Origin of the sequence: Stenotrophomonas sp. Ste96, from assembly GCF_024519495.1 — a bacterium.
Taxonomy (GTDB): Bacteria; Pseudomonadota; Gammaproteobacteria; order Xanthomonadales; family Xanthomonadaceae; genus Stenotrophomonas; species Stenotrophomonas bentonitica_A.
The window spans coordinates 276,973-299,759 of sequence record NZ_JALJRX010000005.1 but is presented as its reverse complement, the minus strand read 5'-3'; the positions used below and the strand labels follow the sequence as shown (position 1 = coordinate 299,759).

The following is a 22,787-nucleotide window of genomic DNA, read 5'->3' as shown; positions in this document are numbered from 1 at the left end:
CCGGTGAACAACGTGTTTGACCTGGATCACATCCGTTTGCCCCACGATCTCCGACATACCCCGCCATTCGAAAGAAATAGTCGGACTTGCCTATCGATCAGGGAATCAGCAGCGGCCGCAACGAGGGAACCTGACGGGCGAGTTCCTCGGTGACCAGCGTGGCGAACAGCGCCGCGCCATCCGGGCCCAGATGGGTGTAATCAAAGGCGACCTTGGCCTGCCCCATGGGCTCGGTGGCGGCGTTGTTCTGCGCGACGGGTGCGCCAGCGACGGGCGCTGCACCCACGGTCGTACCGCCCAGCGCCGCACCCACCTGCGCAGGCGTGGCGGCCGCCTGTGCCAGCGGCATCGAGGCTACCGGCCCCAGCGCCTGCACCACCGCGCGGCTGCGTGCGTGCAGGTCGACCAGCGGCACCTCCAGTTCCCGCGCAACAGTGCGCACGGCCTCGGCCCACGGGGCCAGATCATCGATCAGCACGCCGTCGGCGAACTGGCGGCGGGTCAACGGGGTCAGCAGCACCGGCTGGGCACCGGCGGCGCGGACCTCGCGCACGTAGCGGCGCAGATTGTCCGGAAACTCGCGCTGCAGATCGGTGGAGCGGCCCGGCTTGCCTGGCTGGTCGTTGTGGCCGAACTGGATCAGTACCCAGGTCTGCGCATAGCCCGGCGTGCGCATCTCCGCCCCGGCCAGCGCCCACGAGCCTTCGGCGCGGTAGTTGTACGTGCTGCGGCCGCCGCGGGCGAGGTTGGTGCAGGTCAGGAACGAGGTCACGTGCCGTGCGCAGAACGCCGGCCCCCAGCCGCCCTGCACGGCCGTGGTGGAATCACCAACCAGCACGATCTTGCTGGCGCGGATCGGGGTCGGTGCCGGGCGGTCCATCACCGCCGGATCCACGGCGGCCTGCGCCGCGCTCATCAGGGCGAACAGTGCGCTGCCGAGCAGCCAGGACGTACACCGCATCAGAATGTGCCTCGTTGGATGAAGGGGGCCTGCTGATAGAGACGACGCTCGCCACCGCGCGGGTCGTCGGCCTGCTGCGAGGTGGCATCGAACAGCATCGTTTCGCGGCGGGCGAGCGAATAGGTCTGCCAGCGTGGCAGTCCGCCATGATTCGGATCGCCACGGCGGGCGAAGGCGATCAGGGCCTCGCTCATCGTGGCTGCCACGCGTGCAGCCTCCTCGCCGCCACCGGTGCGCGAACCGGGGCGGTCGATGTTGTCGAACACCAGCGGGATATCCAGGGTGTGGAACGCACCGAACCTGCCGCCGTCCAGCGGCGAGCCCCAATCGAGTTGATAGGCCCAGGTGGGTGCGCCCTGGCGTGCACGCGCTTCCAGTTCCTCCACCGCACCGCGCCATGAACGACCGGCGGTGGTGGCGGCGAAGAACACCTCCGAAGGCGTGTAGTGCGGATACAGGCGGCGGTACTCGGCGATCACCACCGAGGGCAGCAGGTCCACGTACTGCTCTTTTTCCAGCTTGGCCGGCAGCGTCTCCCAGGTGAGGGCGAAGTTGGCCGGGTCGTTGCCGAGGAACGCGCGGGTTTCATCGTGGGTGTTGCCGATCACCATCGGGATTCCGGCGGACTGTGCCGGCGCCTCCGGCCAGAACGGATGCACCGGCAGCGAGCGACCGTCCAGCACGGGGCCCACGTACAGGCTGCTGTTCTCCACGCGCGAGGGATCGCGTGCACGGGTGGCGGCCAGCAGCGCTTCCATCGGCATCGTGCGCAGCGCCTCGGCATCGGCCGCCCCCACGGCCTGCATCGCGATCTGCGCGCGCTGGGTGGCCGCACGCGGGCCGGCAGCGGTGACCTGCTGCCCGCTCATCGTCCACGCGCGCTGGAACAGGCCGCGCGCGGCCGGCATCGCCATCAGCGTGGCGATCTTCGCCCCGCCACCGGATTGGCCGACCACGGTGATGTTGCCCGCATCGCCACCGAACTCCGGCGCGTGCTGGCGGACCCACTGCAGCGCCTGGACCAGATCGAGCTGGCCGACATTGCCCGAATCGGCGAAGCGCGCATCGCCCAACTGCGCCAGGTACAGGTAACCGAACACGTTGAGCCGATGGTTGACCGTGACCACGACCACGTCGCCACGCCGGCACAACGCGCTGCCGTCATACAGCGGGTCGCTGCCCGAGCCGTTGTTGTAGGCACCGCCATGGATATAGAACACGATCGGCCGCCTGCCGCCGTCGCGCAGCGCCGGGGTCCACACGTTGAGAAACAGGCAGTCCTCGCTGCCCGGCCCTTCGTTACCGCCCTGCGGCGCGGCATTGCCGTACGCCAGTGCATCACGCACGCCACGCCAGGCCGATTCCTGCACAGCAGGCTGGAAGCGCCGGGGCGCGGTATCGGCGCCATAGGGAATGCCGCGGAACACATTCACGCCCTGCTCGAGCTGCCCGCGCAGGCGCCCGCTGCGTACACGCGCCAGCGGCGCGGCATCGTGGCGCGGGCCGGGCACCCCGGCAAAGGCCGGCAACAGCGGCAGGCTGGTAGCACCGAGCATCAGTGCATAGCGCGCGCTGTCGCGCAGGAAACGACGCCGTTGAAGATCGGCGGGGCTATCAGTCATGGCGCGCGGGCTCCGTGTGGCGCGAGGGGATCCAGCGCAGGGCCAGCTCGGGCCACTGCGCGGCGGTCAAACCGGCCGGGATGCGCACGCCGAAGCCGTGGCCGCCGAACGGGAACAGATGCATTTCGGTGGCGACGCCGGCGCGCCGCAGCGCCTGGTAATACACCAGGCTGTTGTCGACCGAGACCACGGTGTCGTCCTGCGCATGCACCAGGAAGGTCGGCGGCGTATCGGTGCGGACCTGCTCCTGCATCGAGAACCGCGCCTGCAGCGCGGCATCGGGGTGCGGGCCAAGCAGGCGCGCACGCGAGCCGGTATGCGCGTGCGCGCCCATGTCGATCACCGGGTAGATCAGCAAAGCGACATCCGGGCGTGCGCTGAGCGCATCGATGGCATCGCGATGGGGATAGACCGGTGCATCGAAGCCATTGCTCAGCCGTGCCGCGACGTGGCCGCCGGCCGAAAAACCCATTACCCCGACGCGCTGCGGATCGATCTGCCAGCGCGAAGCATCCGCGCGGATCACCCGCATCGCGCGCTGCGCATCGGCCAGGGCGGCCTCGCGATCACTGCGGCCGGCGGGCAGCCGGTAGCGCAGCACGAACAGGGTCACCCCGCCCTGCTCGACGAACGCCGGCACCAGGGCAGTGCCTTCCTTGTCGAGCACGATGCGCTGGTAGCCGCCGCCGGGCACCACCAGCAGCGCGCTGCCGTTCGGGCGCGGTGGCCGGTACACCACCAGGTAGGGCGCACTGACGTTGTCGATGTAGCGATCCGGCAGGGCGGGATCATGGCTGCGCTCCACCACGTTGGGCACGCTGGCCGGGCCGGCTTCGCCCGGCACCTCGCCCGCTGGCCACAACGCGATCCGGTCCGCCGCGCCAGCGGCCGGCTCGGTGTCCGGCACGGCATGCTCGGCCGCGCGCGCCAGGCCGCAGGCCAGCAGCAGGAAAGGCAACAATGACAACACTAGGGGGCGGCGCATCGGCGGACGTCCTTCCGGCAGGGGAACAGGCATCGTGCCTGACCGGCAGCCGTTCTGATGCGCTGCACATTGCCAATGACACCGGTTTACCATATACAGCACATCCAACCGCTGTCGATTGGCAGTGCAACAATTTTTCCGGGAGACCCGCTTGAGCAACGACCACGGCAAACAGGACCTGCCCGACCAGGGGTTGGGCGAGATCGCCCGGCACTTCGTCAGCGCCCGCCAACACGGCCAATCCCTGCCGGATTTCCCGGGCACCATCCCGGAAGACCTCGTCACCGCCTACCAGGTACAGGACCAGGCCATCGCGCTGTGGGACGACCAGGTGGTCGGCTGGAAGGTGGGCTACATCGCTGCCGAGCGCCGCGATGTCTCCGGCGACGACCGGCTGCTGGGCCCGATCTTCTCGCGTCAACTCTGGAATGCTACCGGTGGAACAGTAGAGATTCCGGTGTTCGTCGGGGGCTTCGGCGCGGTCGAGGCCGAGTACGTGATCCAGCTGCAGGAAGACGCCCCGGCGGACAAGCTGCAGTGGACTCCGGAAGAAGCCGAGGCCCTGGCCGCCAAGCTCTTCATCGGCGTTGAAGTGGCCAGCAGCCCGCTGGCGACCATCAACAAGCTCGGCCCGCGCGTGGTGGTGTCGGACTTCGGCAACAACAATGGCCTGGTGCTTGGCCCGGAAATCCCGGACTGGACCCGCCTGGACGATGCCGACCTGCGTGCGGAAACCCGCATCGAGGGCGAGGTGGTCGGCACCGGTGGCGCGACCCTGCTGCCCGGTGGCCTGCGTACCGCCTATGCCTTCGCCCTGGGCCGCTCGGCGCAGCGTGGGCGGCCGTTGAAGGCCGGCGACCTGATCGCCAGTGGCAACGCTACCGGCATCCACGACATCGCCGTGGGCCAGCAAGCATTGATCCGTTTCGTCGGCTACGGCGACATTACCTGCAAGGCCATCGCCGCCGGGTAACCGCGCGGACATGGCGAGCACGCTTGGGAGGGCGCAGATGTTCACTCGCAGAAGTTTCCTGGCCACCAGTCTGGGCGCGCTTGCCGCGCCCGCGCTGACGGCTTGTTCGCGGTCGTCCAACGCCGCACCGGCTGGTGCGCAGTTGCTGACCGCCACCGACGTCCACGTCGCCGACTACCCCACCGTCACGGCGGTGAAATGGATCGGGAAGACGCTGGAAGAAAAAACCGGCGGCCGGCTGCGCCTGCGCCAGTACCACTCCGGCCAGCTCGGCCGCGAGTCCGAGGCGATCGACATGGCCCGCTTCGGCGCCATCGACATCACCCGCGTCTACTCCGGCGCGCTCAACAACGCATTTCCGCTGACCCAGGGCCTGTGCCTGCCGTACGTGTTCGAGTCGGTGGCGCACATGCGCCGCGCCCTCGATGGTGGCGTTGCCGATACGGTCCTGCAGGGCTTTGAAACCCGCGATCTGGTCGGCCTGGCCATCTACGACTCCGGCGCGCGCTGCTTCTACAACACCAAGCATCCGATCGTGGAACCCAAGGACCTGCATGGCCTGAAGCTGCGCGTGGCGTCTTCGGACATCTTCATCCAGCTGATGCGCCTGCTCGGTGCCAACCCCACCCCGATGTCGCTGGGCGATACCTTCTCGGGCATGGAAACGCACATGATCGACGGTGCGGAAAACAACATGCGCAGCTTCCACTCCAGCCGCCACTTCGAGGCCGCGCACTACTGGTCGCAGAGCGATCATTCCTACGCGCCGGACGTGCTGCTGATGTCGCGCCAGAGCTTCGATGCGCTGAGTCCGGCCGACCGCACCCTGGTGATCGAGACCGCACGCGAGTCGGTGCAGGTGATGCGCGAGCAGTGGGATGCCTCGGAAAACACCGCCCGCCAAGCCGTGGCCGACTTCGGCATCAAGTTCAACGAGGTCGACATGCCGGCCTTCCGCAAGGCCGCCGACCCGCTGCTGCAGCGATACCTGCAGCAGCCGGAGCTGGCCGCCCTCACCCGTCGCATCCGCGACTTCGCCTGAGGCCCCGACGCGATGTCCGACTCGACTTCCGAAACCGTCATCACCCCCACCGCGCCGCAGCGCCTGCTCAACGTCATCGCCGATGTGGCGATCTACATTGCCGTCATCGCCCTGCTGGGCCTGGTGGTGGTGCAGGGCTGGCAGGTGTTCGCCCGCTATGTGATCAATGATTCGCCCAGCTGGACCGAGCCGGTCACGCTGCTGCTGCTCGCCACCGCGATGAGCCTGGGCGCGGCCACCGGCGTGCATACCCGCCGCCACTTCGGCTTCTTCCTGCTCGCCGCCCACATGGGCCCGGGCCTGCGCCGCGCGGTCGATGTGTTCGCCGCGCTGGTGGTGGCCGTGCTGGGCGTGGTCATCGCCTGGTGGGCGGCCGTGCTGCTGATGGACGGCCTGGACATCAAGGCCGCCGGCGCCAACCTGCCGCAGAGCATCAACTACCTGCCCCTGTCGATCGGTGGCGCCTTGATGGCGATCTTCGCCGTGAACCAGATGGCGCTGGCTGTACGGCCGGCCGATGCCGTTGCCGAGGGAGATCGCTGAGTCATGGGTATCACCATTCTTTTCACCGTGTTCGCGGTGCTGTTGCTGCTCGGTGTGCCGGTCGCGTTCGCGCTTGCCGCTGCCGCCCTGGCCACCCTGTGGTACCTGGATCTGCCGACGCTGGTGCTGGTCCAGCAGATCTCGGCCGGTACCGGTTCGGCCTCGCTGATCGCCATTCCGCTGTTCATCTTCGCCGGCGAAATCATGATGCGCGGCGGCATCTCCGAGCGCCTGATCTCGCTGGCGTCTTCGCTGGTCGGGCGCATGCGCGGCGGCCTGGGCCAGGTCTCGATCCTGTCCTCGCTGTTCTTCGGCGGTGTATCCGGTTCGGCCATCGCCGATGTCTCGGCGGTCGGCGGCACGATGATTCCGCAGATGGTCAAGCGCGGCTATGACCGTGACTTCGCGGTCAACGTCAGCATCACCGCCGCGCTGGTCGCGCTGCTGGTGCCGCCCTCGCACAACCTGATCCTGTTCTCGGCCGCGGCCGGGGGTGGCCTGTCGATCGCCGATCTGTTCGCGGCCGGCATCGTGCCGGCGCTGCTGATGACCGTCGCCCTGATGATCACCGGCTACGTGGTCGCGCGTCGTCGCGGCTATGGCGTGGAGATCTTCCCCGGCTGGCGCGCGGTGCTGCTGCGGCTGGTCTCGGCCCTGCCCGGCCTGGGCCTGGTCGCGCTGATCTTCATCGGTATCCGCGCCGGCATCTTCACCGCGGTGGAGAGCGCGGCGATCGCCGTGGTCTACGCCCTGCTGGTGACCACGGTGCTGTATCGCCAGCTGGACTGGCGCGAGTTCCTCGGCACGGTCACCCACGCCGCGCGCAGTACCGGCGTGATCCTGTTCGTGATCGCGACCGCGGCGGTGTTCGGCTGGCTGCTGGCCTATCTGGAAGTGCCGTCGGCGGCGGTCAATTTCCTCCAGTCGTTCGCGCACAGCCAGTTCATGGTGCTGTTGATGATCGTGATCATGCTGTTGCTGCTGGGCACCTTCATGGACCTGGCGCCGATGATCCTGATCTGCACGCCGATCTTCCTGCCGGTGGCCAAGGCCTACGGCATCGATCCGATCCACTTCGGCCTGGTGCTGGTGCTGACCGGTGGCCTGGGCCTGGTGACGCCGCCGGTGGGCTCGGTGCTGTTCATCGGGACCGCGATCGGCAAGATCAGCGTGGGTGAGAGCATGCGCTCGATCTGGCCGTTCTGGTTCGCTGCCCTCGGTGTGCTGCTGATCGTCACCTTCTTCCCGGAAATGTCGCTGTGGCTGCCCGCCCTGCTGCGCGCGTAAGCGTGCGGCGGCTGGCTGCCCTGCTGTGGGTCGCCCTGCCCTGCGCCGCCATGGCGCAGGGCCAGGACATCGCGCTGCGCGGCTTCCAGGACGGCATCAACCATTGGCAGAGCGGCCACGGCACGGATTACCCGCGCTATCGGCCCGATCAGTACCGGCAGATCGCCGACAACCTGGTCGCGCTGCAGCGGCGCGGTGGTGGCTGGGCGGTCAACCAGGATCCCCAGCGGATCCTCGACGAGGCCGCCAGGGCCCAGGTATCGGCCGACCAGGCCACGCCCGGCGGCAGCTTCGACAACCGCAACATCTACACCCAGGTCAGCTACCTGGCCGAGGCCTTCGCGCGCAGCGGGGAGGCCCGCTATCGCGATGCGGCCGTGCGCGGCCTGGACTTCATCCTCGCCGAGCAGATTCCAACGTGTGGCGGCTGGCCGCACTCGGTGCCGTCGCGCACCTCCTACCATGGCCATATCACCTTCGCCGACGATGTCACCAGCGGTGTGCTGACCACGCTGCGGCGGGTGCAGCGCGAGCCGGTGTTCGGCTTCATCACGGCCGATCAGCGTGCCCGCGTGGACGCGGCCGTGACCGCCGGCGATGCCTGCCTGCTGCGCCTGCAGGTGCGCCAGGACGGCGTGCCGACGATCTGGGCCGGTCAGTACGACCGCACCACCCTGCAGCCCGCGCAGGGCCGGAAGTTCGAACTGCCGGCGCTGGTCACCGACGAGAGTGTCGGCGTGGTCCGCTACCTGATGTCGATCCCGGATCCATCGCCGGAGGTGGTCGCCTCGGTCAACGCCGCCATGGCGTGGTTCCAGGCGCACGCGCTGACCGGCTGGCGGCTGGAGACCTTCCAGACCACGCCGGAACAGTTCCAGTTCCATCGCACCACGGTGGATCGCCGCCTGGTCGCCGATACGGATGCCCCACTGCTGTGGGGGCGCTTCCATGACCTGCGCGACAGTTCGGTGGTGCTGGCCAACCGGGAGGGCGAACGCGTGGCCACCTTCGATCAGATTCCGCGCGAGCGCCGCACCGGCTACCACTGGTACGGCACCTGGCCGCAGGCCCTGATCACCACCGAGTACCCACGCTGGCAACAGCGTCCTGCCGGGCCCGGGGCGCGCTGAGCGCGGCCGGCCCACGATACGTTCAAGGGAGAGAGACGATGCACTTGAGGAAGACCCTGGCGAGCTTCGCCACCGCCTGCCTGCTGCTGGCCGGCGCCGGACACGCCGCCGAGCCGGCCACCGCCTGGAAGCGCGGGATCGAGAACCAGCGCCAGGCCGACCTGGGCAACGGTACCTTCCTCAACCCGGTGTTCGCCGGCGACCGTCCGGACCCGTCCGTGCTCAAGGATGGCGACGACTATTACCTCACCCTGTCCTCGTTCGATGCCTACCCCGGCCTGCCGATCTGGCACTCGCGCGACCTGGTCAACTGGCAGCCGCTGGGCCATGCGATCACCAGGAACGTGGGGGCGATCTGGGCCCCGGACATCGTCAAGCACGGCAGCCGCTACTACATCTACTTCCCCGCCCGCACCGGGGAGACCCGCAGCAACTTCGTGGTCTGGGCCGACAGCATCAAGGGTCCGTGGAGCGAGCCGATCGACATCGGCCTGGGCAGCTACATCGATCCCGGCCATGCAGTAGGCGAAGACGGCAAGCGCTACCTGTTCCTCAGCGGCGGCGACTATGTGCAGCTGGCCGACGACGGCCTGAGCGTGGTCGGCACGCCCAAGCACGTCTACGACGGCTGGAAATACCCGGAAAGCTGGGACGTGGAGGCCTATGCGCAGGAAGGCCCGAAGATCAATTTCCGCGATGGCTGGTACTACATGACCACCGCCGTGGGCGGCACCGCCGGCCCGCCCACCGGGCACATGGTGATCACCGCGCGCTCGCGCTCGATCCACGGCCCGTGGGTGAACGCACCGAACAACCCGATCATGCGCACCCAGTCGGCCGCCGAGCCGTGGTGGTCGCGCGGCCACGCCACGGTGATCGAAGGCACCGACGGGCGCTGGTGGATGATGTATCACGGCTACGAGAACGGGTACTGGACGCTGGGCCGCCAGGCCCTGCTGGAGCCGATCGAATGGACCGCCGATGGCTGGTTCGTGGCCAAGGGCGGCGACCTCGGCCAGCCGCTGGCCATGCCTTCGGGCACATCGGTCGGCCAGCACGGCATGGCGTTGTCCGATGACTTCCGCGGCAAGACCCTCGGCGCACAGTGGTCGTTCTTCAACCCGGCCCAGGACGAGTACAAGCGCCTGGGCTTCACCGGCAAGGGCATGGTGCTGCAGGGCAAGGGCAGCACCCCGCGCGACAGCTCGCCGCTGACCGCCATCGCCGGCGACAAGGCCTACCAGTTCGAGGTCGAGATGGAGATTGCCCCGGGCGCGGTGGGCGGTGCCCTGCTCTTCTACAGCGACCGCCTGTACGTGGGCGTGGGCAGCAACGGCGAGAAGTTCATCATGCACCGCTACGGCGAGGAGCGCCCCACCCGGCTGGCCCCCAGCGCCACCGGTGGCACGCTGTGGCTGCGGGTGACCAACAACCGCCACATCGTGACCATCCACTCCAGCACCGATGGCAAAACCTGGCAGAAGTACCCGGTTCAGATGGAAGTCTCCGGCTACCATCACAATGTGGCGGGCAAGTTCCTGGCCCTGAAGCCGGCGATCTATGCTGCCGGTGACGGCAAGGTCCAGTTCCGGAACTTCCGCTACCGCGCCCTTGATTGAGCTCCCCGCTAGAATCCCCTGACTCATCCCCGGTTTGAACGACATGTCATTGCGCAGCAAAACCGATCCGTCGCCGCACGGATTGACCAAAGGCAAGGCCGCCACGATCAACGACATCGCGCGTCTGTCCGGGGTATCGAAGAAGACCGTTTCGCGGATCATCAACAACTCGCCGCTGGTGCGCAAGGACACGCGCGAGAAGGTCGAAGCGCTGATGCGCGAGGTCGGTTACACGCCGGACCCGCTGGCCCGGGGGCTGGCGTTCCGGCGCTCGTTCCTGATCGGCATGGTGTACGACAACCCGACCGCGCAGTACATCGTGGACATGCAGTACGGCGCGCTGGACGCGCTGCGCGGCTCCAGTTTCGAACTGGTCGTGCACCCCTGCGATTCGCGCAGCCCCGGCTACATCGAGGGGGTGCGCCGCTTCGTGCAGCAGCAGAAGCTGCACGGCGTGATCCTGGTGCCGCGTGCCTCCGAAGACCAGGCGCTGGTGGACATGCTCGATGAGATCGGCTGCCGCTTCACCCGGATCGCCTCGCTGCCGCTGGATGACACCTCGCAGATGGTGGTCACCCACGATCGCGACGGCGCGGCCGAAGCTGCCGATTACCTGCTTTCCCTGGGCCACCGCGACATCGCCCTGGTGACCGGCCCGAGCGCGTACCGCTCGGCGCACGAACGCACTGCCGGCTTCATCGATGCGCTGGCCAAGCGCGGCATCGAGCTGCCCCCCGCTCGCATCGTCGAGGCCGGCTATACCTTCGAATCCGGCGTGGCCGCGGCCGAAAAGCTGCTGCTGGGCAAGCAGCGCCCGACCGCCATCTTCACCGGCAACGATGAAATGGCTGCCGGTATCTACAAGGTCGCCCTGCGCGCGGGCATCAACATTCCGCGCCAGCTCTCGATCATCGGCTACGACGACAGCCCGCTGGCGTCGCGCCTGTGGCCGTCGCTGACCTCGGTGCGCCGCCACACGCGCGACACCGGCCGAACCGCCGCGGCCATGCTGATCCAGCCCGATGGCCAGGCGGTGATGCAGCACGCCAGCGTGCGCCCGCACCTGATCGTGCGCGACTCCTGCCAGCCGCCCGAGGATTGACGCGCGCCGCGATGGCAACGACGCGCGTTCATGATGAACGCGTCGCCACGCGCCCGTGCACTCCGTTGCCGATCGCACGGCTTTTCTGACATGGACACCACGCCGGGCCCGCCCCGGTCCATCGTGCGCTGCAAAATGACACCGGTTTACCAAATCGCTACAATCACTTGAAATCGCGCCGGGGCCGACGCATCGCCCCACCCCTGCTCTGGAGACGCCATGTACTGCAAGACCCACTACGCCACCCATCCCGACGCCATCAAGGGCGCCAGCAATGACGACCTGCGCGAGCTGTATCTGCTCGACGGTCTGTTCAACGCCGATGCGGTGACCCTGAAGTACACCCATTACGAGCGCTTCGTGCTCGGCGGTGCGGCCCCGGTCAACGGCCCGGTCTCGCTGCCCAAGCAGACCGAGCCGGCCTCGGCTGCCGGCCACGCGTTCCTGGAGCGCCGCGAGCTGGGCGTGATCAACGTCGGCGCCGGCAGCGGCACCGTCACCGTGGACGGCACCGTGTTCACGCTGGGTCCGAAGGATGGCCTGTACGTGGCCATGGGCAGCACGGAGGTGGTGTTCGCTTCCGATGACGCGGCCAACCCGGCGCAGTTCTACCTGGCCTCGACCCCGGCGCATGCGCGCTTCGAGACCAAGGCGCTGTCGATCAAGGACGCCGTGGCACTGGACCGTGGCGCGCTGGAAACCAGCAACGAACGCACCATCTACCAGTACATCGTGCCGGCCACCTGCCAGTCCTCGCAGCTGCTGCTGGGCCTGACCGTGCTCAAGCCGGGCAGCGTCTGGAACACGATGCCGCCGCACCTGCATGACCGCCGCAGCGAAGTCTATTTCTACTTCGACCTGGGCCAGAACGACCGCGTGTACCACTTCATGGGCGAGCCGGACGCGCAGCGCCACATCGTCATCCAGAACAACGAAGCCGTCGTCTCGCCGCCGTGGTCGATCCACATGGGCGCAGGCACCAGCAACTACGCCTTCATCTGGGCGATGGGTGGCGAGAACCTGGATTACACCGACATGCACGTGCTGGACATCTGCCAGCTGAAGTAACCCCGACGCGCCGCCGGCATCGCGCCGGCGGCGTCTGTTACGCATTGGACAAGGACTACATACGCAATGGCTAATCCGTTCAGTCTGGAAGGCAAGGTCGCCCTCGTCACCGGTGGCAACACCGGCCTGGGCCAGGGCATCGCGGTCGCATTGGCGCAGGCCGGTGCCGACGTCGCCGTGGCCGGCATCGCGCCGCCCACCGAGACCATCGAAAAGATCACCGCGCTGGGCCGTCGCTGCCTGGCGATCGAAGCGAACCTGATCAGCATCGAGCCGGTCGAGCGTGTCATCCGCGAAACCATCGAAGGCCTGGGCGGCCTGGACATCCTGGTCAACAACGCCGGCCTGATCCGCCGCGCCGACGCGGTGGAGTTCAGCGAGCAGGATTGGGATGACGTGATGAACGTCAACATCAAGTCCGCGTTCTTCATCTCGCAGGCCGCCGGCAAGCATTTCATCGCCCAGGGCCGCGGCAAGATCATCAACATCGCCTCGATGCTGTCCTTCCAGGGCGGTATCCGCGTACCGTCGTACACCGCCAGCAAGAGCGGCATCGCCGGCATCACCCGCCTGCTCGCCAACGAGTGGGCCAGCAAGGGCATCAACGTCAACGCGATCGCCCCGGGCTACATGGCCACGGACAACACCGCCGCACTGCGCGCCGATGAGGACCGCAACAAGTCCATCCTCGACCGCATCCCGGCCGCACGCTGGGGCACCCCGGAAGACCTCGGCGGCACCGCCGTGTTCCTGGCCTCCAGCGCTTCGGACTACGTCAACGGCGCAGTGCTGCCGGTTGATGGTGGTTGGCTCGCCCGGTAACACCATCGCTATGCGCTGGCGCTCCCACGATCTGCGCTGCAGATCGTGGGCCCCGAGCAATCGTTGCATCCAGACCCCCACCGCTTCGCGGTCGCCCCCTGACTCAGGGGGCTTTCCACCAGATGCACGCCGGTAGTGCCGGCCGCTGGCCGGCAGCTCTCCATCCAGGAGCATGACCATGCTGCGTTTGCTGTTGTCCCTGTCGTTCCTGCTCGCGGCCCCCAGCGCGCTGTGCGCCCCGCACCGCATCTTCATTGCCGGGGATTCCACCGCCGCCGAGTACGGCCCGGAGCGCGCGCCACAGGCCGGCTGGGGCCAGGCGTTGCAGAGCTATCTCGATCCCGCCGTGTGGGAGGTCCGCAACCATGCCAAGGGCGGCCGCAGCACGCGCAGCTTCATCGATGAGAAGCGCCTGGATGCGATCGCCGCCGAGCTCCAACGTGGCGACGTGCTGCTGATCCAGTTCGGACACAACGACGCCAAGTTCGAAGACCCCACGCGCTATACCGATCCTGCCGTTGCCTACCCGCAGTTCCTGAAGCGCTACGTGCAGCTGGCGCGCGACAAGGGCGCCACGCCGGTGCTGATCACCCCGGTGGCGCGGCTGCTGTACGACTTCGGCTCGCTGCTGGACACGCACGGTGTGTACACCCAAGCCGTGAAAGCGCTGGCGACACGCGAGCAGGTCGCGCTGATCGATCTCAACGACAGCTCCACGCGCTGGATCCGCGGGCTGGGCGAGCAGGGTGCCAAACCGTACTTCATGTTCGTGCCCGAGCAGAACAAGGCCGACGGCACGCACTTCAGCGTGAACGGTGCGACGGCGGTGGCGTGCCTGGTGATGCGTGACTGGGTGGCGTTGCAGCCGGAACTCACCTCGGCGCTGAAGCGCGATATCGACTGCGAGGTGCGCAGTGCAGGGCAGGGCGGTGATGCGGCGAAGCCCTCGCGTGTCGTGCACGAACGCGATATCGCCGTGACCCAGCCGGGGCCGCACGGCGGGGCGGGGCCGACCACGGCGTATCCGTTTTTCGCCGAGGACACGGACCTCCCGTTCGTGCTGCGCAAGCGCGTGCTGCACAAGGGCGCGGGCATCGGCCTGCACCCGCAGCACAAGGACGAGATCTACTACATCGTCAGCGGGCAGGGCAGCTACGTGCTGGATGGCAAGCAGTACGACGTGGCGGCGGGGGATGCGCTGCTGACGCGGACCGGCAGCTCGCATGCGCTGCAGCAGGTGGGCGAGGAGGATCTGGTGGTGCTGCTGGCGTACCCGCGGTGATCGAAACCCAGCCGAGCACGGGCTCGGCTCTGCACGGGCTGCGTTGCGCTGTAGCGCCGGGCCTACGCTCGGCCTGGCCCTACAAGGGCTCCGGGCCGAAGTGCTGCAGCCCCAGCCGCGCCAGGTCTTCCGGGCGCTCGAAATAGGCTTCGTCGAAGGCGTGCAGGGCGGCCTGCTCCTCATCGGTCATCGCGCCGTACAGGTCGGTCAGTTCCTTGATTTCCGGGTCGTCCTCCAGCCGGTCCAGCAAGCCACGCATCCCTGCCAGGATCGCGTGGGTCTGCACCGCACCCATTGCCTGCAGCGCGCGCAGCGCCAGCTGGCAGGTCGGGTCGCCCCAGTTGCACAGGAACTGCATGAAGCCCCCGTTGTTGATGTCCGCCTCCATGCGCCACAGCGCGACCAGCTGCTGGTCCTCATCGGACAGCGCATCCAGCGACCATCCAGCCGATTTCAGCCGCGCCAGGGCCGCCTCGTAGCGGTCGTCCCACACCTGGTTCGGCACATCGACCACGCCCTTCTTGCGCGCGGGAAGCAGTGCCGGCCAGTTCACGCCCAGCCCATCGGGCGTAAGCACCCACTGCGCGCGCTGCAGGGCATCGGCCTCGTACAGCGCAGGTGCCCAACGTAAGGGTTGCCGGGTGCGCCGGCCATCGGCGAGGGCCAGCAGGACGAAGTCGTCGTCGAAATCGACGGTGGCCACGCGCAGGGAAGCGAAAACATCGGTCATGCGGGTCAGGATACCGGACCGGCCAGCGCGCTCACACGTCGCCGCCGTCTTCCCAGCCTTCGCCCGTGCCCTTCTGGAATACGCGGTCACCGTCCTGCACCTCACCGGCCGGCAGATGGTCCTTGGCCTCCAAGGCGGCATAGATCGGGGTGAAGTCCGGCGCGGTGGCCTGCATCAACTGCTCGAAGCTGTCGATGACGAAGTAGGTCTTCTGGAAGGTGTCGATCCGGTAGCGGGTGCGCATGATCCGCTCCAGATCGAAACCGATCCGGTTCGGTGCGGCCGACTCCAGCGAGTACAGCGATTCGCCCTTGGACGACACGATGCCGGCGCCGTAGATGCGCAGGCCCTCGTCGGTGTTGATCAGCCCGAATTCCACCGTGTACCAGTACAGGCGGGTGAGGTGCTGCAGTGCTTCCGGGCCGATCGCATGCGCCTTGACGCCGCCGCGGCCGTACGCGGCCATGTAATCGGCGAACACCGGGTTCATCAGCAGCGGCACGTGCCCGAACAGGTCATGGAACATGTCCGGTTCGGCGATGTAGTCGATCTGGTCCGGGCGGCGGATCCACCACGTCACCGGGAAGCGGCGGTTGGCCAGATGGTCGAAGAAATCCAGCTCCGGCAGCAGGCCTTCCACCCCGACCAGGGTCCAGCCGGTCGCCGCGCCGAGCACCTCATTGAGCTGGTCGAAGCGCGGGATCATGTGCGCGCTCATGCCCATCTCGTCCTGCGCGTGCAGGAACTCCTTGCTGGCGCGGCCGACCAGCAATTCGCGCTGGCGCTGGAACAGCGTGCTCCAGGTCGCGTGGTCGTCGGCGGTATAGCTGTCCCAGGGCTGTTCCACGATGGCAGTGGTATAGACCGGCACGTATCCCTTGTCGGTCTGCTGGTGTTCGACGCGGCGTGGGGCGGTGGCGGTTTCCATCGTGGTGGTCTCCTGGGAAGTCATCTGTCGATGCTAGGGCAGGGCGCGCGCAAGAGGTTTGCAAAGTTGCGCGGATATGGCCTGTTGGCGCAATATCATTGCGTCCACATCATGTTGCGGGGCAGCAATGACCGGAGATGCCCAGTTCGACCGCACGGATCTGCGCTTGCTGGCGGAAATCCAGCAACACGGGCGTGCCACCAACGCCGAGCTCGCCGCCCGGGTCAACCTGTCTCCATCGGCCTGCCTGCGGCGGGTCCAGCGGCTGGAAAGCGAGGGCGTGATCGCCGGGTATGGCGCCCGCCTTGAGCCGCGTCAGATCGGTCTGGGCCTGCAGGCCTTCGTCCGCGTGCAGCTGGAGAAACACGACCAGCACGCCATTGGCGTGTTCGCCGACAGCGTCGTGGAATGGGATGAGGTGGTGGCCTGCCACGCGCTCACCGGCGACATGGACTACCTGCTGCACATCTACGTGCGCGACCTGGAGCACTTCTCCAGCTTCCTGCTCGACAAGCTGCTCAATGCCGCCGGCGTGGCCGACGTCAATTCCAGCTTCGTGCTGCGCACGGTCAAGGAATTCCGCGCGCTGCCGTTGTCGCAGCTGGAATGACGCCGATCGCCCTCGCGAGCGCCAGGTAGAGCCGACCGTTGGTCTGCTGCTCCAACCCCATGGCCCCGCGGCAACGTCGCTCGAACGACAGCCGACCAACGGTCGGCTCTACCGGTGGCGGGATTTCAGCCCTCGCACTTTTCCTTGCGCCCCATCAGCCGGCCCACGCGCGAAGGCGCATCACACTTGGGCGTGGCCGGCGGCGGGGCCAGCGCCGCGGCACGCGCCTTCTGCAGCTGCTGCACCTTGGCGCGGATCTGCGGCATCGCCGCCATCGCGGCCTTCTCGCCTTCCAGGATCGCGTTGTTGCGCTGGCCGAAATCGGCCGCGCCGATGTCCAGCACCTTGGGCCGGATGATCACGTCCGCGCGTGCCAGTTCCTGCTCGCCCAGGCGCTGGCCCATGATCGAGATCGACTGGTTGACGATGCCGAGCATGCCGGTCGGCGCCTTGCCGCTGGCCTTGCTGGAGATGTCCACGGCGATCACGATGTCCGCGCCGAGCTGGCGCGCCGCATCGACCGGCACCGGGCTGACCACGCCGCCGTCGATGTAGTTGTACTTGCCGATCTTCACCGGCTCGAACACGCCGGGGATGCTGCTGGAGGCGCGCACGGCCTGGCCGACATTGCCACGCACGAACACGGTGCGCTCGCCGGTTTCCAACTGGGTGGCGACCGCGGCGAACGGCTTGCTCAGCTTCTCGGCGGGGCGGTTGTCGACCTGGGCGTTGACGTAGTCCTGCAGCTTCTGGCCCTGGACCAGGCCACCGGAGAACAGGCGCACGTCGCGGATGCTGGCTTCATCCAGGGCCACCGCCTTGGACTGCATCTGGAACGCGTCCATGCCGCTGGCATACAGGGCGCCGACCACGCTGCCGGCGCTGGTGCCCGACACGACCACCGGTTCGAAGCCGTTGGCCTCCAGCATCTTGATCACCCCGATATGGGCGAAGCCCTTGGCCGCGCCGCCGCCGAGCGCGATGCCGATCTTGACCGGCTTGGCCGGGGTCACCGGCACGGCCGCCGGCGGCGGGGTGGGGCGCACGGGATCACCGCCGCAACCGGCCAGCAGGCCGAGCAGGGCAACGGACAGCGTCAGGCGGGTACGGCGCAGTGAGGTCATCGGCGTGGCAACGTGAATGGGCATCGAGGCCCGCCAGCATACCGAAGCGCTGGCGGACCCGGCAGGGCGGCAGGGCAGGGCATTCAGGCGATGACCGGGGATGTCGGGACGCCATCGCCGTCACAACGCGCAGGCTCGGGAGCAGGTAATGAATAGCCGTTGTTTGCGGCTCTGTTGCTGTACTGCAACAATTGTCTGGTAGCGCCGGTCCACCACCCCTCCCAACACAGCCTAAACGCCATGTTCCCGAACCGCACTGCCCACGGCCGTTTCCCGTCCGTGCACCCGCTCGTTGTCGCGCTTGCCGCCCTGCTGCCATTGACGGCCGCAGCCCAGGATGCCCCCGCCACCAAGGATCCGGTCGCCCTCGATACGCTGCAGGTCACGGCGCAACGCCGCGTCGAAAACGCCAAGGACGTGCCGGTCTCGATCTCGGCCATCCAGGGTGAAAAGCTCGACGTGCTCGGTTCGGCCGGCGATGACATCCGCTTCCTGTCGGCGCGTGTGCCCAGCCTGAACATCGAATCGTCCTACGGCCGTGCCTTCCCGCGTTTCTACATCCGCGGCCTGGGCAACACCGATTTCGACCTCAATGCCTCGCAGCCGGTCTCGCTGGTGTATGACGATGTGGTGCAGGAAAGCCCGCTGCTGAAGGGCTTCCCGCTGTTCGACCTGGCCGGTGTGGAAGTGCTGCGCGGCCCGCAGGGCACGCTGTTCGGCCGTAATACCCCGGCGGGCGTGGTGAAGTTCGATTCGGCGCGTCCCTCGCAGGATGCCGACGGCTACATCAAGGTCGCCTACGGCAGCTACAACACCTGGAACACGCAGGGCGCCTACGGCGGCCCGCTGACCGACCGCTGGTCGGCACGCGTCTCCGCGCTGTACCAGCGCCGCGACGACTGGGTCACCAACACCCGCCAGGGCGCCCCGGCGCAGGGCTTCGAGGGGTATGACGAAGCCGCTGCCCGCGTGCAGTTCCTGTACGAAGGCGATGATGTCGAAGCGCTGTTCAACCTGCACAAGCGCAAGCTCAACGGCACCGCGCGCCTGTTCCGCGCCAACATCATCAAGCCGGGCACCAACCAGTTGGTCGAGAACTTCGACCGCGATGAAGTCTCCACCGATGGCCAGAACTTCTCCGACCTGGAAACCTGGGGCGGCAGCGCGCGCCTGAAGTGGGACCTGGGCCGCGTGACCCTGCACTCGATCACCGGTTACGAGACCGCCGAATCGCTCAACCACGGCGACATCGACGGCGGTTACGGTGCCAGCTTCCTGGGCGCCGGCAACTACGGTCCGGGCAACATCCCGTTCGCCTCCGAATCGGCCGATGGCCTGCCGCACCACCGCCAGTGGACCCAGGAATTCCGCGTGGAATCCAATGAATGGGGCCGCTTCGACTGGCAGGCCGGCGTCTTCTACTTCGATGAAGACGTCACCATCGACAGCTTCAACTACGATTCGCTGACCCCGGGCAACCCGCAGACCGGCCATGCCGTGCAGCAGCAGCGCAACAAGGCGTGGGCGGCCTTCGCCTCCGGCGATTTCGACGTGACCGAGCGCTTCAAGCTGCGCGGTGGCGTGCGCTACACGCAGGACAAGAAGGACTTCAGCGCCAGCGTGCTGCAGGCCGTGCCGTTCGGTACGCCGGTCAGCGGCCCGTACATCGCCAAGACCGACGTCAACGACGTCAGCTGGGACCTGAGCGGCGTCTACCAGATCACCGACAACCTCAACGCCTATGCCCGCGTGGCGAAGGGCTTCCGCGCGCCGTCGATCCAGGGCCGTCTGGCCTTCGGTGGCGTCTCGCAGGCGGATTCGGAGAAGGTGATCTCGTATGAAGCCGGCATCAAGGCCGACCTGTTCGACCGCCGCGCACGCCTGGGCTTCAACGTGTTCCGCTACAACGTCGATGGCCAGCAGCTGATCGCCGTGGGTGGCAGCAACAACACCGCGACCCTGCTCAACGCGGACAAGACCATCGGCCAGGGCGCCGAGCTCGACTTCGAGGCCTACCTGACCGACCACGTCCTGCTGACCCTGGGCAGCAGCTACAACGACACCGAGATCAAGGACAAGGATCTGGCGGTGGCGATCTGTGGCGGCGGCTGCACCATCACCGACCCGACCACGGTCATCGATGGCGGCACCTACGCACTGGTCAACGGCAACCCGCTGCCGCAGGCGCCGAAGTGGATCCACAACCTGACCCTGCGCGCCGGCTTCCCGGTCAACGATGCCAGCGAGTTCTATGTCTACACCGACTGGGCTTACCGCAGCGAAGTGAACTTCTTCCTGTACGAGTCCCCGGAGTTCCGCAGCCGCTCTTCGCTGGAAGGTGGCCTGCGCCTGGGCTACAACTGGGATTACGGCCAGTACGACGTGGCCGTGTACGGCCGCAACCTGACCGACCAGGTGCGCGTGGTCGGCGCGATCGACTTCAACAACCTGACCGGATTCCTCAACGAACCGCGCACGTTCGGCGTGGAGTTCACCGCGAAGTTCTGATGGTAGGTACCCACCGTTGGTGGGTACGCTGTGGAAACGAAAACGGCGCGGAGAAATCCGCGCCGTTTTTTGTTGCATTGCCGTCTAATCGCGGCATTCGACGTAAGATCAAAGGCATGGACGTAACGGACTACAAGCGATCTACACGGCGATGGGCGTTCCTGTTCTGGGCGACCATGGATGCGGTCCAGGTCGCTTTCTACGCCTTGTCGGCACTGCAACGCGGACGGACTCCCTACGCCGATGATGTTCATGGGTCGCTGGCCGTTCTGCAAAGCCATGGGTACGCCACCCTGCTGATGCTGGTGCCAAGCTGGATGCTGCAGGCAAGCCTGATTGCATCGGCTGTACTGCTGCTGCGCCATAGCCGATATGGCGTGCTTCTGGCGTACGCGCAGATACCGTTGCGGCTGATGTTTCTAGTGCCGTCGGTGCCCTTTGCGTTGTCGGCGCTTCAGGGCCTCACCATGGCCCCGGCCGCCAGCGTGCTGATGGCGGTGGGGCTGATGTTGGTGATCGAGCTGCTCAAGATGGGGACGTTGCGTCGAAAGCCTGGTCTCCCTGCTGTCCGCGGCAACGTCCAGTAACGTCCAGTAAGGTGTCGCGTTGTGACAGGCCGCCTTACAACGCGCTCGCCGGCCGCACCTTCAACACCGCTTCTTCAGCCGCACAATCCCGCGCCGAATGCAGCCCTGCCTTGCGTGCCGCGGCGATCTCCTTGCGTGCCGCCAGCAGGTCACTGTTGAACGCGGCGTTGTCATGCAGGCGTGCCACGGCGGCAGCGCCCATGAAGCGGCCTTCGAGGATATCGCTCTGCCAATGCACGTTGCAGACCAGGCGGCTCTCGCCGTAGTTGCGGCCGCGTGCCTGGATCGCGTCGGCGCGGTCCGGGGCGATCTCCGAGAGGATCAGGGCCCAGGCCCAGCCGATCGAGGTATGGCCGGACGGATACGAGCCATTGCCGCGCAGGTCCTGCTCGTCTTCCGGCGAGCAGGTGGGTTCGTTGTTGACCATGAACGGCCGCGCGCGCTGGTAGTGCTTCTTCGCCGTGCGGGTGGCCGCGCTGGCATCGATCCGGCTGCGTTCCAGCAGGCGGTACAGGGCCGGCGTCTTGACCGCATCCACGTCGACATCGATCGCGCAGGAGAACTGATTGGCACCGGCGGGGAAGGCGAGTTCCGCGTCGCGGTGGGCCTGTTCGAAGCGCGGGCTGCCGCGCAGGGCACGGGCCTCACGGCTGACCTGTTCGTCCAGCGCGAAGCCGGCCGAACCGGCGGCCGGCGGTGCCGGTACCAGTGCCAGGCTGTCCGGCACGGCGCTGCCCTGCAGGTAGCCGACCGCCTTGGTGGTGACCGACGCTTCCACCGCCGTGGTGCGCGGTGCCGCCGTTGACGAACAGCCGGCAAGGGCGGCGAACAGGGCGGTCACCAGCATCGGGCGAACGGCAGCAGAGCGCGGGAACGACGACATCGGCAGGTCTCGAAGAGGGGGAGCCGCATGATCGCAGCTTCATCCGGCCACGGGAGCGGCCGGGCGGCATCCGGCCAGATCCGGCATGGCCGTGCCGCAGTAGGGGGCCGCGGGCCCCCTTTCGCGTTCACCCCGCGAACGCGCTCAACCGGCCGGCCTGATCCACCACGCGGATCGGGCCGCCGAACAGCTCGGACAACGGTCCGTCCCGCAGCAGTTCCGCGCGCGGGCCATCGGCGAGGATCTTGCCACCGCGCAGCATCACCACCCGCTCGATCTCGGGAATGATCTCCTCGATGTGGTGGGTCACCAGCACCAGCGTGATGCCCTGGCGGGCGAGCTCGCGCATGGTGGCGATCAACTGCTCGCGGGCGATCAGGTCCAGCCCGGTGGAGGGCTCATCCAGCAGCAGGGCCTGCGGCCGGTTCACCAGCGCCCGGGCGATCAGCACGCGCCGGGTCTCGCCGGCCGACAGCTCGGCATAGCCACGCTGCAGCAGGGGCAGGGCGCCGGTCATGGCCAGGGTTTCACGCGCGCGTTCGCGCATCTCCGGGGTCACTTCGCGGAAGGCCGGCACCACGAAGCTGGCGAAGAAGCCGGTCAGCACCGCCTCTTCCACGGTCAGCCCGGGCATGTCCGAGAGGTTGCTGCTCAGGTCGCCGGTGACGATGCCCAGCTGCGAGCGCAGCCGGTCCACCTGCCAGCGGTTCTGGCCGAGCACGCGCACCGCCACCGTGCCATCGCCATGCGCCAGCGGGTAAAGCTCGCGGGTGATGAGCTTGATGAAGGACGACTTGCCGCAGCCATTGGGGCCCAGCAGGGCGGTGTGCTGGCCCTGTTCGATGCGCAGGCTGAGATCGTGCAGGACCCGGACCTGCCCGCGGATGACACAGGCGCGGTCGAGCTCGATCAGGGGGACGGAGGAGGCCGGCACCACCGGCGAGGCTGCGACTGTCATGAATGCGGGGGCATGCTCACGAA

21 protein-coding genes are annotated in these 22,787 nt (G+C 67.5%); 13 read left to right on the top strand and 8 right to left on the bottom strand.

From position 1 onward, the window contains the following. Positions 1–97: 97 nt before the first annotated feature. From OC373_RS14520 to OC373_RS14510, 3 genes are read right to left on the bottom strand one after another with little or no spacing between them, the layout of a single operon-like run. Positions 98–916, bottom strand: coding sequence for a rhamnogalacturonan acetylesterase (locus tag OC373_RS14520; RefSeq protein ID WP_083279933.1), 819 nt, complete (start codon positions 914–916; stop codon positions 98–100). Between the two features lie 44 nt (positions 917–960). Further along, positions 961–2,583 (bottom strand): carboxylesterase/lipase family protein, encoded by a 1,623-nt coding sequence (locus OC373_RS14515; protein WP_261997911.1) that lies wholly within the window; start codon positions 2,581–2,583, stop codon positions 961–963. After that, positions 2,576–3,568, bottom strand: a complete 993-nt coding sequence (locus OC373_RS14510) for an alpha/beta hydrolase (RefSeq protein ID WP_261997910.1) — start codon at positions 3,566–3,568, stop codon at positions 2,576–2,578. Before OC373_RS14510 ends, OC373_RS14515 begins: the two co-directional genes overlap by 8 nt. A gap of 151 nt (positions 3,569–3,719) precedes the next feature. Between OC373_RS14510 and OC373_RS14505 the strand changes: the two genes are divergently transcribed. The 10 genes from OC373_RS14505 (at position 3,720) to OC373_RS14460 (ending at position 14,436) form a co-directional block, all read left to right on the top strand. Next, positions 3,720–4,541: a 2-keto-4-pentenoate hydratase gene (locus tag OC373_RS14505; protein WP_083279831.1), complete on the top strand. Its 822-nt coding sequence runs from the start codon at positions 3,720–3,722 to the stop codon at positions 4,539–4,541. Between the two features lie 37 nt (positions 4,542–4,578). Next, positions 4,579–5,583 carry a TRAP transporter substrate-binding protein gene (locus tag OC373_RS14500; RefSeq protein WP_026069922.1) on the top strand — a complete coding sequence of 335 codons (1,005 nt, stop codon included), beginning with the start codon at positions 4,579–4,581 and terminating at the stop codon, positions 5,581–5,583. 12 nt (positions 5,584–5,595) lie between these two features. Beyond that, positions 5,596–6,126: a TRAP transporter small permease gene (locus OC373_RS14495; RefSeq protein ID WP_019184090.1), complete on the top strand. Its 531-nt coding sequence runs from the start codon at positions 5,596–5,598 to the stop codon at positions 6,124–6,126. 3 nt (positions 6,127–6,129) lie between these two features. Next, the gene (locus tag OC373_RS14490; RefSeq protein WP_019184091.1) at positions 6,130–7,413 is read left to right on the top strand and encodes a TRAP transporter large permease; all 1,284 of its coding nucleotides are present in this window, start codon (positions 6,130–6,132) and stop codon (positions 7,411–7,413) included. Then, positions 7,386–8,543 (top strand): pectate lyase, encoded by a 1,158-nt coding sequence (pelA, locus tag OC373_RS14485; RefSeq protein WP_070426312.1) that lies wholly within the window; start codon positions 7,386–7,388, stop codon positions 8,541–8,543. The genes OC373_RS14490 and pelA overlap by 28 nt, the downstream gene beginning before the upstream one ends. A gap of 38 nt (positions 8,544–8,581) precedes the next feature. Beyond that, complete coding sequence (locus tag OC373_RS14480) at positions 8,582–10,162, top strand: family 43 glycosylhydrolase (protein ID WP_070426313.1); 1,581 nt, start codon at positions 8,582–8,584, stop codon at positions 10,160–10,162. A 43-nt stretch (positions 10,163–10,205) separates the two neighbouring features. Continuing rightward, positions 10,206–11,264 carry a LacI family DNA-binding transcriptional regulator gene (locus tag OC373_RS14475; RefSeq protein ID WP_046274231.1) on the top strand — a complete coding sequence of 353 codons (1,059 nt, stop codon included), beginning with the start codon at positions 10,206–10,208 and terminating at the stop codon, positions 11,262–11,264. 219 nt (positions 11,265–11,483) lie between these two features. Beyond that, positions 11,484–12,332: a 5-dehydro-4-deoxy-D-glucuronate isomerase gene (kduI, locus tag OC373_RS14470; RefSeq protein WP_070426314.1), complete on the top strand. Its 849-nt coding sequence runs from the start codon at positions 11,484–11,486 to the stop codon at positions 12,330–12,332. A 66-nt stretch (positions 12,333–12,398) separates the two neighbouring features. Further along, entirely contained in the window at positions 12,399–13,154 is a 756-nt protein-coding gene (gene kduD, locus OC373_RS14465) for a 2-dehydro-3-deoxy-D-gluconate 5-dehydrogenase KduD (protein WP_070426315.1), read from the top strand. Positions 13,155–13,332: 178 nt separating this feature from the next. Continuing rightward, positions 13,333–14,436, top strand: coding sequence for a GDSL-type esterase/lipase family protein (locus OC373_RS14460; RefSeq protein ID WP_261997909.1), 1,104 nt, complete (start codon positions 13,333–13,335; stop codon positions 14,434–14,436). A gap of 79 nt (positions 14,437–14,515) precedes the next feature. Here the strand turns inward: OC373_RS14460 and OC373_RS14455 are convergent, their stop codons facing one another. Both OC373_RS14455 and phhA read right to left on the bottom strand, forming a co-directional pair. Further along, a complete protein-coding gene (locus tag OC373_RS14455) occupies positions 14,516–15,166 on the bottom strand; it encodes a DUF4375 domain-containing protein (protein ID WP_261997908.1) in 651 nt (216 codons plus the stop codon). Positions 15,167–15,197: 31 nt separating this feature from the next. Next, entirely contained in the window at positions 15,198–16,094 is an 897-nt protein-coding gene (phhA, locus tag OC373_RS14450) for a phenylalanine 4-monooxygenase (RefSeq protein ID WP_019184099.1), read from the bottom strand. A gap of 127 nt (positions 16,095–16,221) precedes the next feature. On the opposite strand from phhA, the gene OC373_RS14445 reads away from it, so the two are divergent. Beyond that, on the top strand, positions 16,222–16,704 hold the full coding sequence (locus tag OC373_RS14445; RefSeq protein ID WP_019184100.1) for an Lrp/AsnC family transcriptional regulator: 483 nt from the start codon (positions 16,222–16,224) through the stop codon (positions 16,702–16,704). Between the two features lie 125 nt (positions 16,705–16,829). Here OC373_RS14445 and OC373_RS14440 read toward each other — a convergent pair whose 3' ends face one another. Continuing rightward, positions 16,830–17,828: a patatin-like phospholipase family protein gene (locus OC373_RS14440; RefSeq protein ID WP_019184101.1), complete on the bottom strand. Its 999-nt coding sequence runs from the start codon at positions 17,826–17,828 to the stop codon at positions 16,830–16,832. 240 nt (positions 17,829–18,068) lie between these two features. On the opposite strand from OC373_RS14440, the gene OC373_RS14435 reads away from it, so the two are divergent. Both OC373_RS14435 and OC373_RS14430 read left to right on the top strand, forming a co-directional pair. Then, positions 18,069–20,336: a TonB-dependent receptor gene (locus OC373_RS14435; RefSeq protein WP_019184102.1), complete on the top strand. Its 2,268-nt coding sequence runs from the start codon at positions 18,069–18,071 to the stop codon at positions 20,334–20,336. Further along, complete coding sequence (locus tag OC373_RS14430) at positions 20,336–20,923, top strand: hypothetical protein (RefSeq protein ID WP_156785722.1); 588 nt, start codon at positions 20,336–20,338, stop codon at positions 20,921–20,923. Before OC373_RS14435 ends, OC373_RS14430 begins: the two co-directional genes overlap by 1 nt. Positions 20,924–20,957: 34 nt before the next feature. Here the strand turns inward: OC373_RS14430 and OC373_RS14425 are convergent, their stop codons facing one another. Together OC373_RS14425 and OC373_RS14420 are read right to left on the bottom strand one after the other, a co-directional pair. Beyond that, positions 20,958–21,806: a phosphatase PAP2 family protein gene (locus OC373_RS14425; protein WP_070426321.1), complete on the bottom strand. Its 849-nt coding sequence runs from the start codon at positions 21,804–21,806 to the stop codon at positions 20,958–20,960. 127 nt (positions 21,807–21,933) lie between these two features. Then, positions 21,934–22,764 (bottom strand): ATP-binding cassette domain-containing protein, encoded by an 831-nt coding sequence (locus tag OC373_RS14420; RefSeq protein ID WP_070426322.1) that lies wholly within the window; start codon positions 22,762–22,764, stop codon positions 21,934–21,936. Between the last annotated feature and the right edge of the window lie 23 nt (positions 22,765–22,787).

Bases quoted from the DNA above. Each gene is read 5' to 3' on its own strand.
- OC373_RS14435 (WP_019184102.1), top strand. From the start codon at position 18,069: ATGTTCCCGAACCGCACTGCCCACGGCCGTTTCCCGTCCGTGCACCCG.
- OC373_RS14425 (WP_070426321.1), bottom strand. From the start codon at position 21,806: ATGTCGTCGTTCCCGCGCTCTGCTGCCGTTCGCCCGATGCTGGTGACC.
- OC373_RS14455 (WP_261997908.1), bottom strand. From the start codon at position 15,166: ATGACCGATGTTTTCGCTTCCCTGCGCGTGGCCACCGTCGATTTCGAC.
- OC373_RS14430 (WP_156785722.1), top strand. From the start codon at position 20,336: ATGGTAGGTACCCACCGTTGGTGGGTACGCTGTGGAAACGAAAACGGC.
- kduI (WP_070426314.1), top strand. From the start codon at position 11,484: ATGTACTGCAAGACCCACTACGCCACCCATCCCGACGCCATCAAGGGC.
- OC373_RS14495 (WP_019184090.1), top strand. From the start codon at position 5,596: ATGTCCGACTCGACTTCCGAAACCGTCATCACCCCCACCGCGCCGCAG.
- OC373_RS14515 (WP_261997911.1), bottom strand. From the start codon at position 2,583: ATGACTGATAGCCCCGCCGATCTTCAACGGCGTCGTTTCCTGCGCGAC.
- OC373_RS14440 (WP_019184101.1), bottom strand. From the start codon at position 17,828: ATGACCTCACTGCGCCGTACCCGCCTGACGCTGTCCGTTGCCCTGCTC.
- OC373_RS14445 (WP_019184100.1), top strand. From the start codon at position 16,222: ATGACCGGAGATGCCCAGTTCGACCGCACGGATCTGCGCTTGCTGGCG.
- OC373_RS14490 (WP_019184091.1), top strand. From the start codon at position 6,130: ATGGGTATCACCATTCTTTTCACCGTGTTCGCGGTGCTGTTGCTGCTC.
- OC373_RS14460 (WP_261997909.1), top strand. From the start codon at position 13,333: ATGCTGCGTTTGCTGTTGTCCCTGTCGTTCCTGCTCGCGGCCCCCAGC.
- OC373_RS14520 (WP_083279933.1), bottom strand. From the start codon at position 916: ATGAGCGCGGCGCAGGCCGCCGTGGATCCGGCGGTGATGGACCGCCCG.
- phhA (WP_019184099.1), bottom strand. From the start codon at position 16,094: ATGGAAACCGCCACCGCCCCACGCCGCGTCGAACACCAGCAGACCGAC.
- OC373_RS14510 (WP_261997910.1), bottom strand. From the start codon at position 3,568: ATGCGCCGCCCCCTAGTGTTGTCATTGTTGCCTTTCCTGCTGCTGGCC.
- OC373_RS14475 (WP_046274231.1), top strand. From the start codon at position 10,206: ATGTCATTGCGCAGCAAAACCGATCCGTCGCCGCACGGATTGACCAAA.
- OC373_RS14500 (WP_026069922.1), top strand. From the start codon at position 4,579: ATGTTCACTCGCAGAAGTTTCCTGGCCACCAGTCTGGGCGCGCTTGCC.
- kduD (WP_070426315.1), top strand. From the start codon at position 12,399: ATGGCTAATCCGTTCAGTCTGGAAGGCAAGGTCGCCCTCGTCACCGGT.
- OC373_RS14480 (WP_070426313.1), top strand. From the start codon at position 8,582: ATGCACTTGAGGAAGACCCTGGCGAGCTTCGCCACCGCCTGCCTGCTG.
- OC373_RS14420 (WP_070426322.1), bottom strand. From the start codon at position 22,764: ATGACAGTCGCAGCCTCGCCGGTGGTGCCGGCCTCCTCCGTCCCCCTG.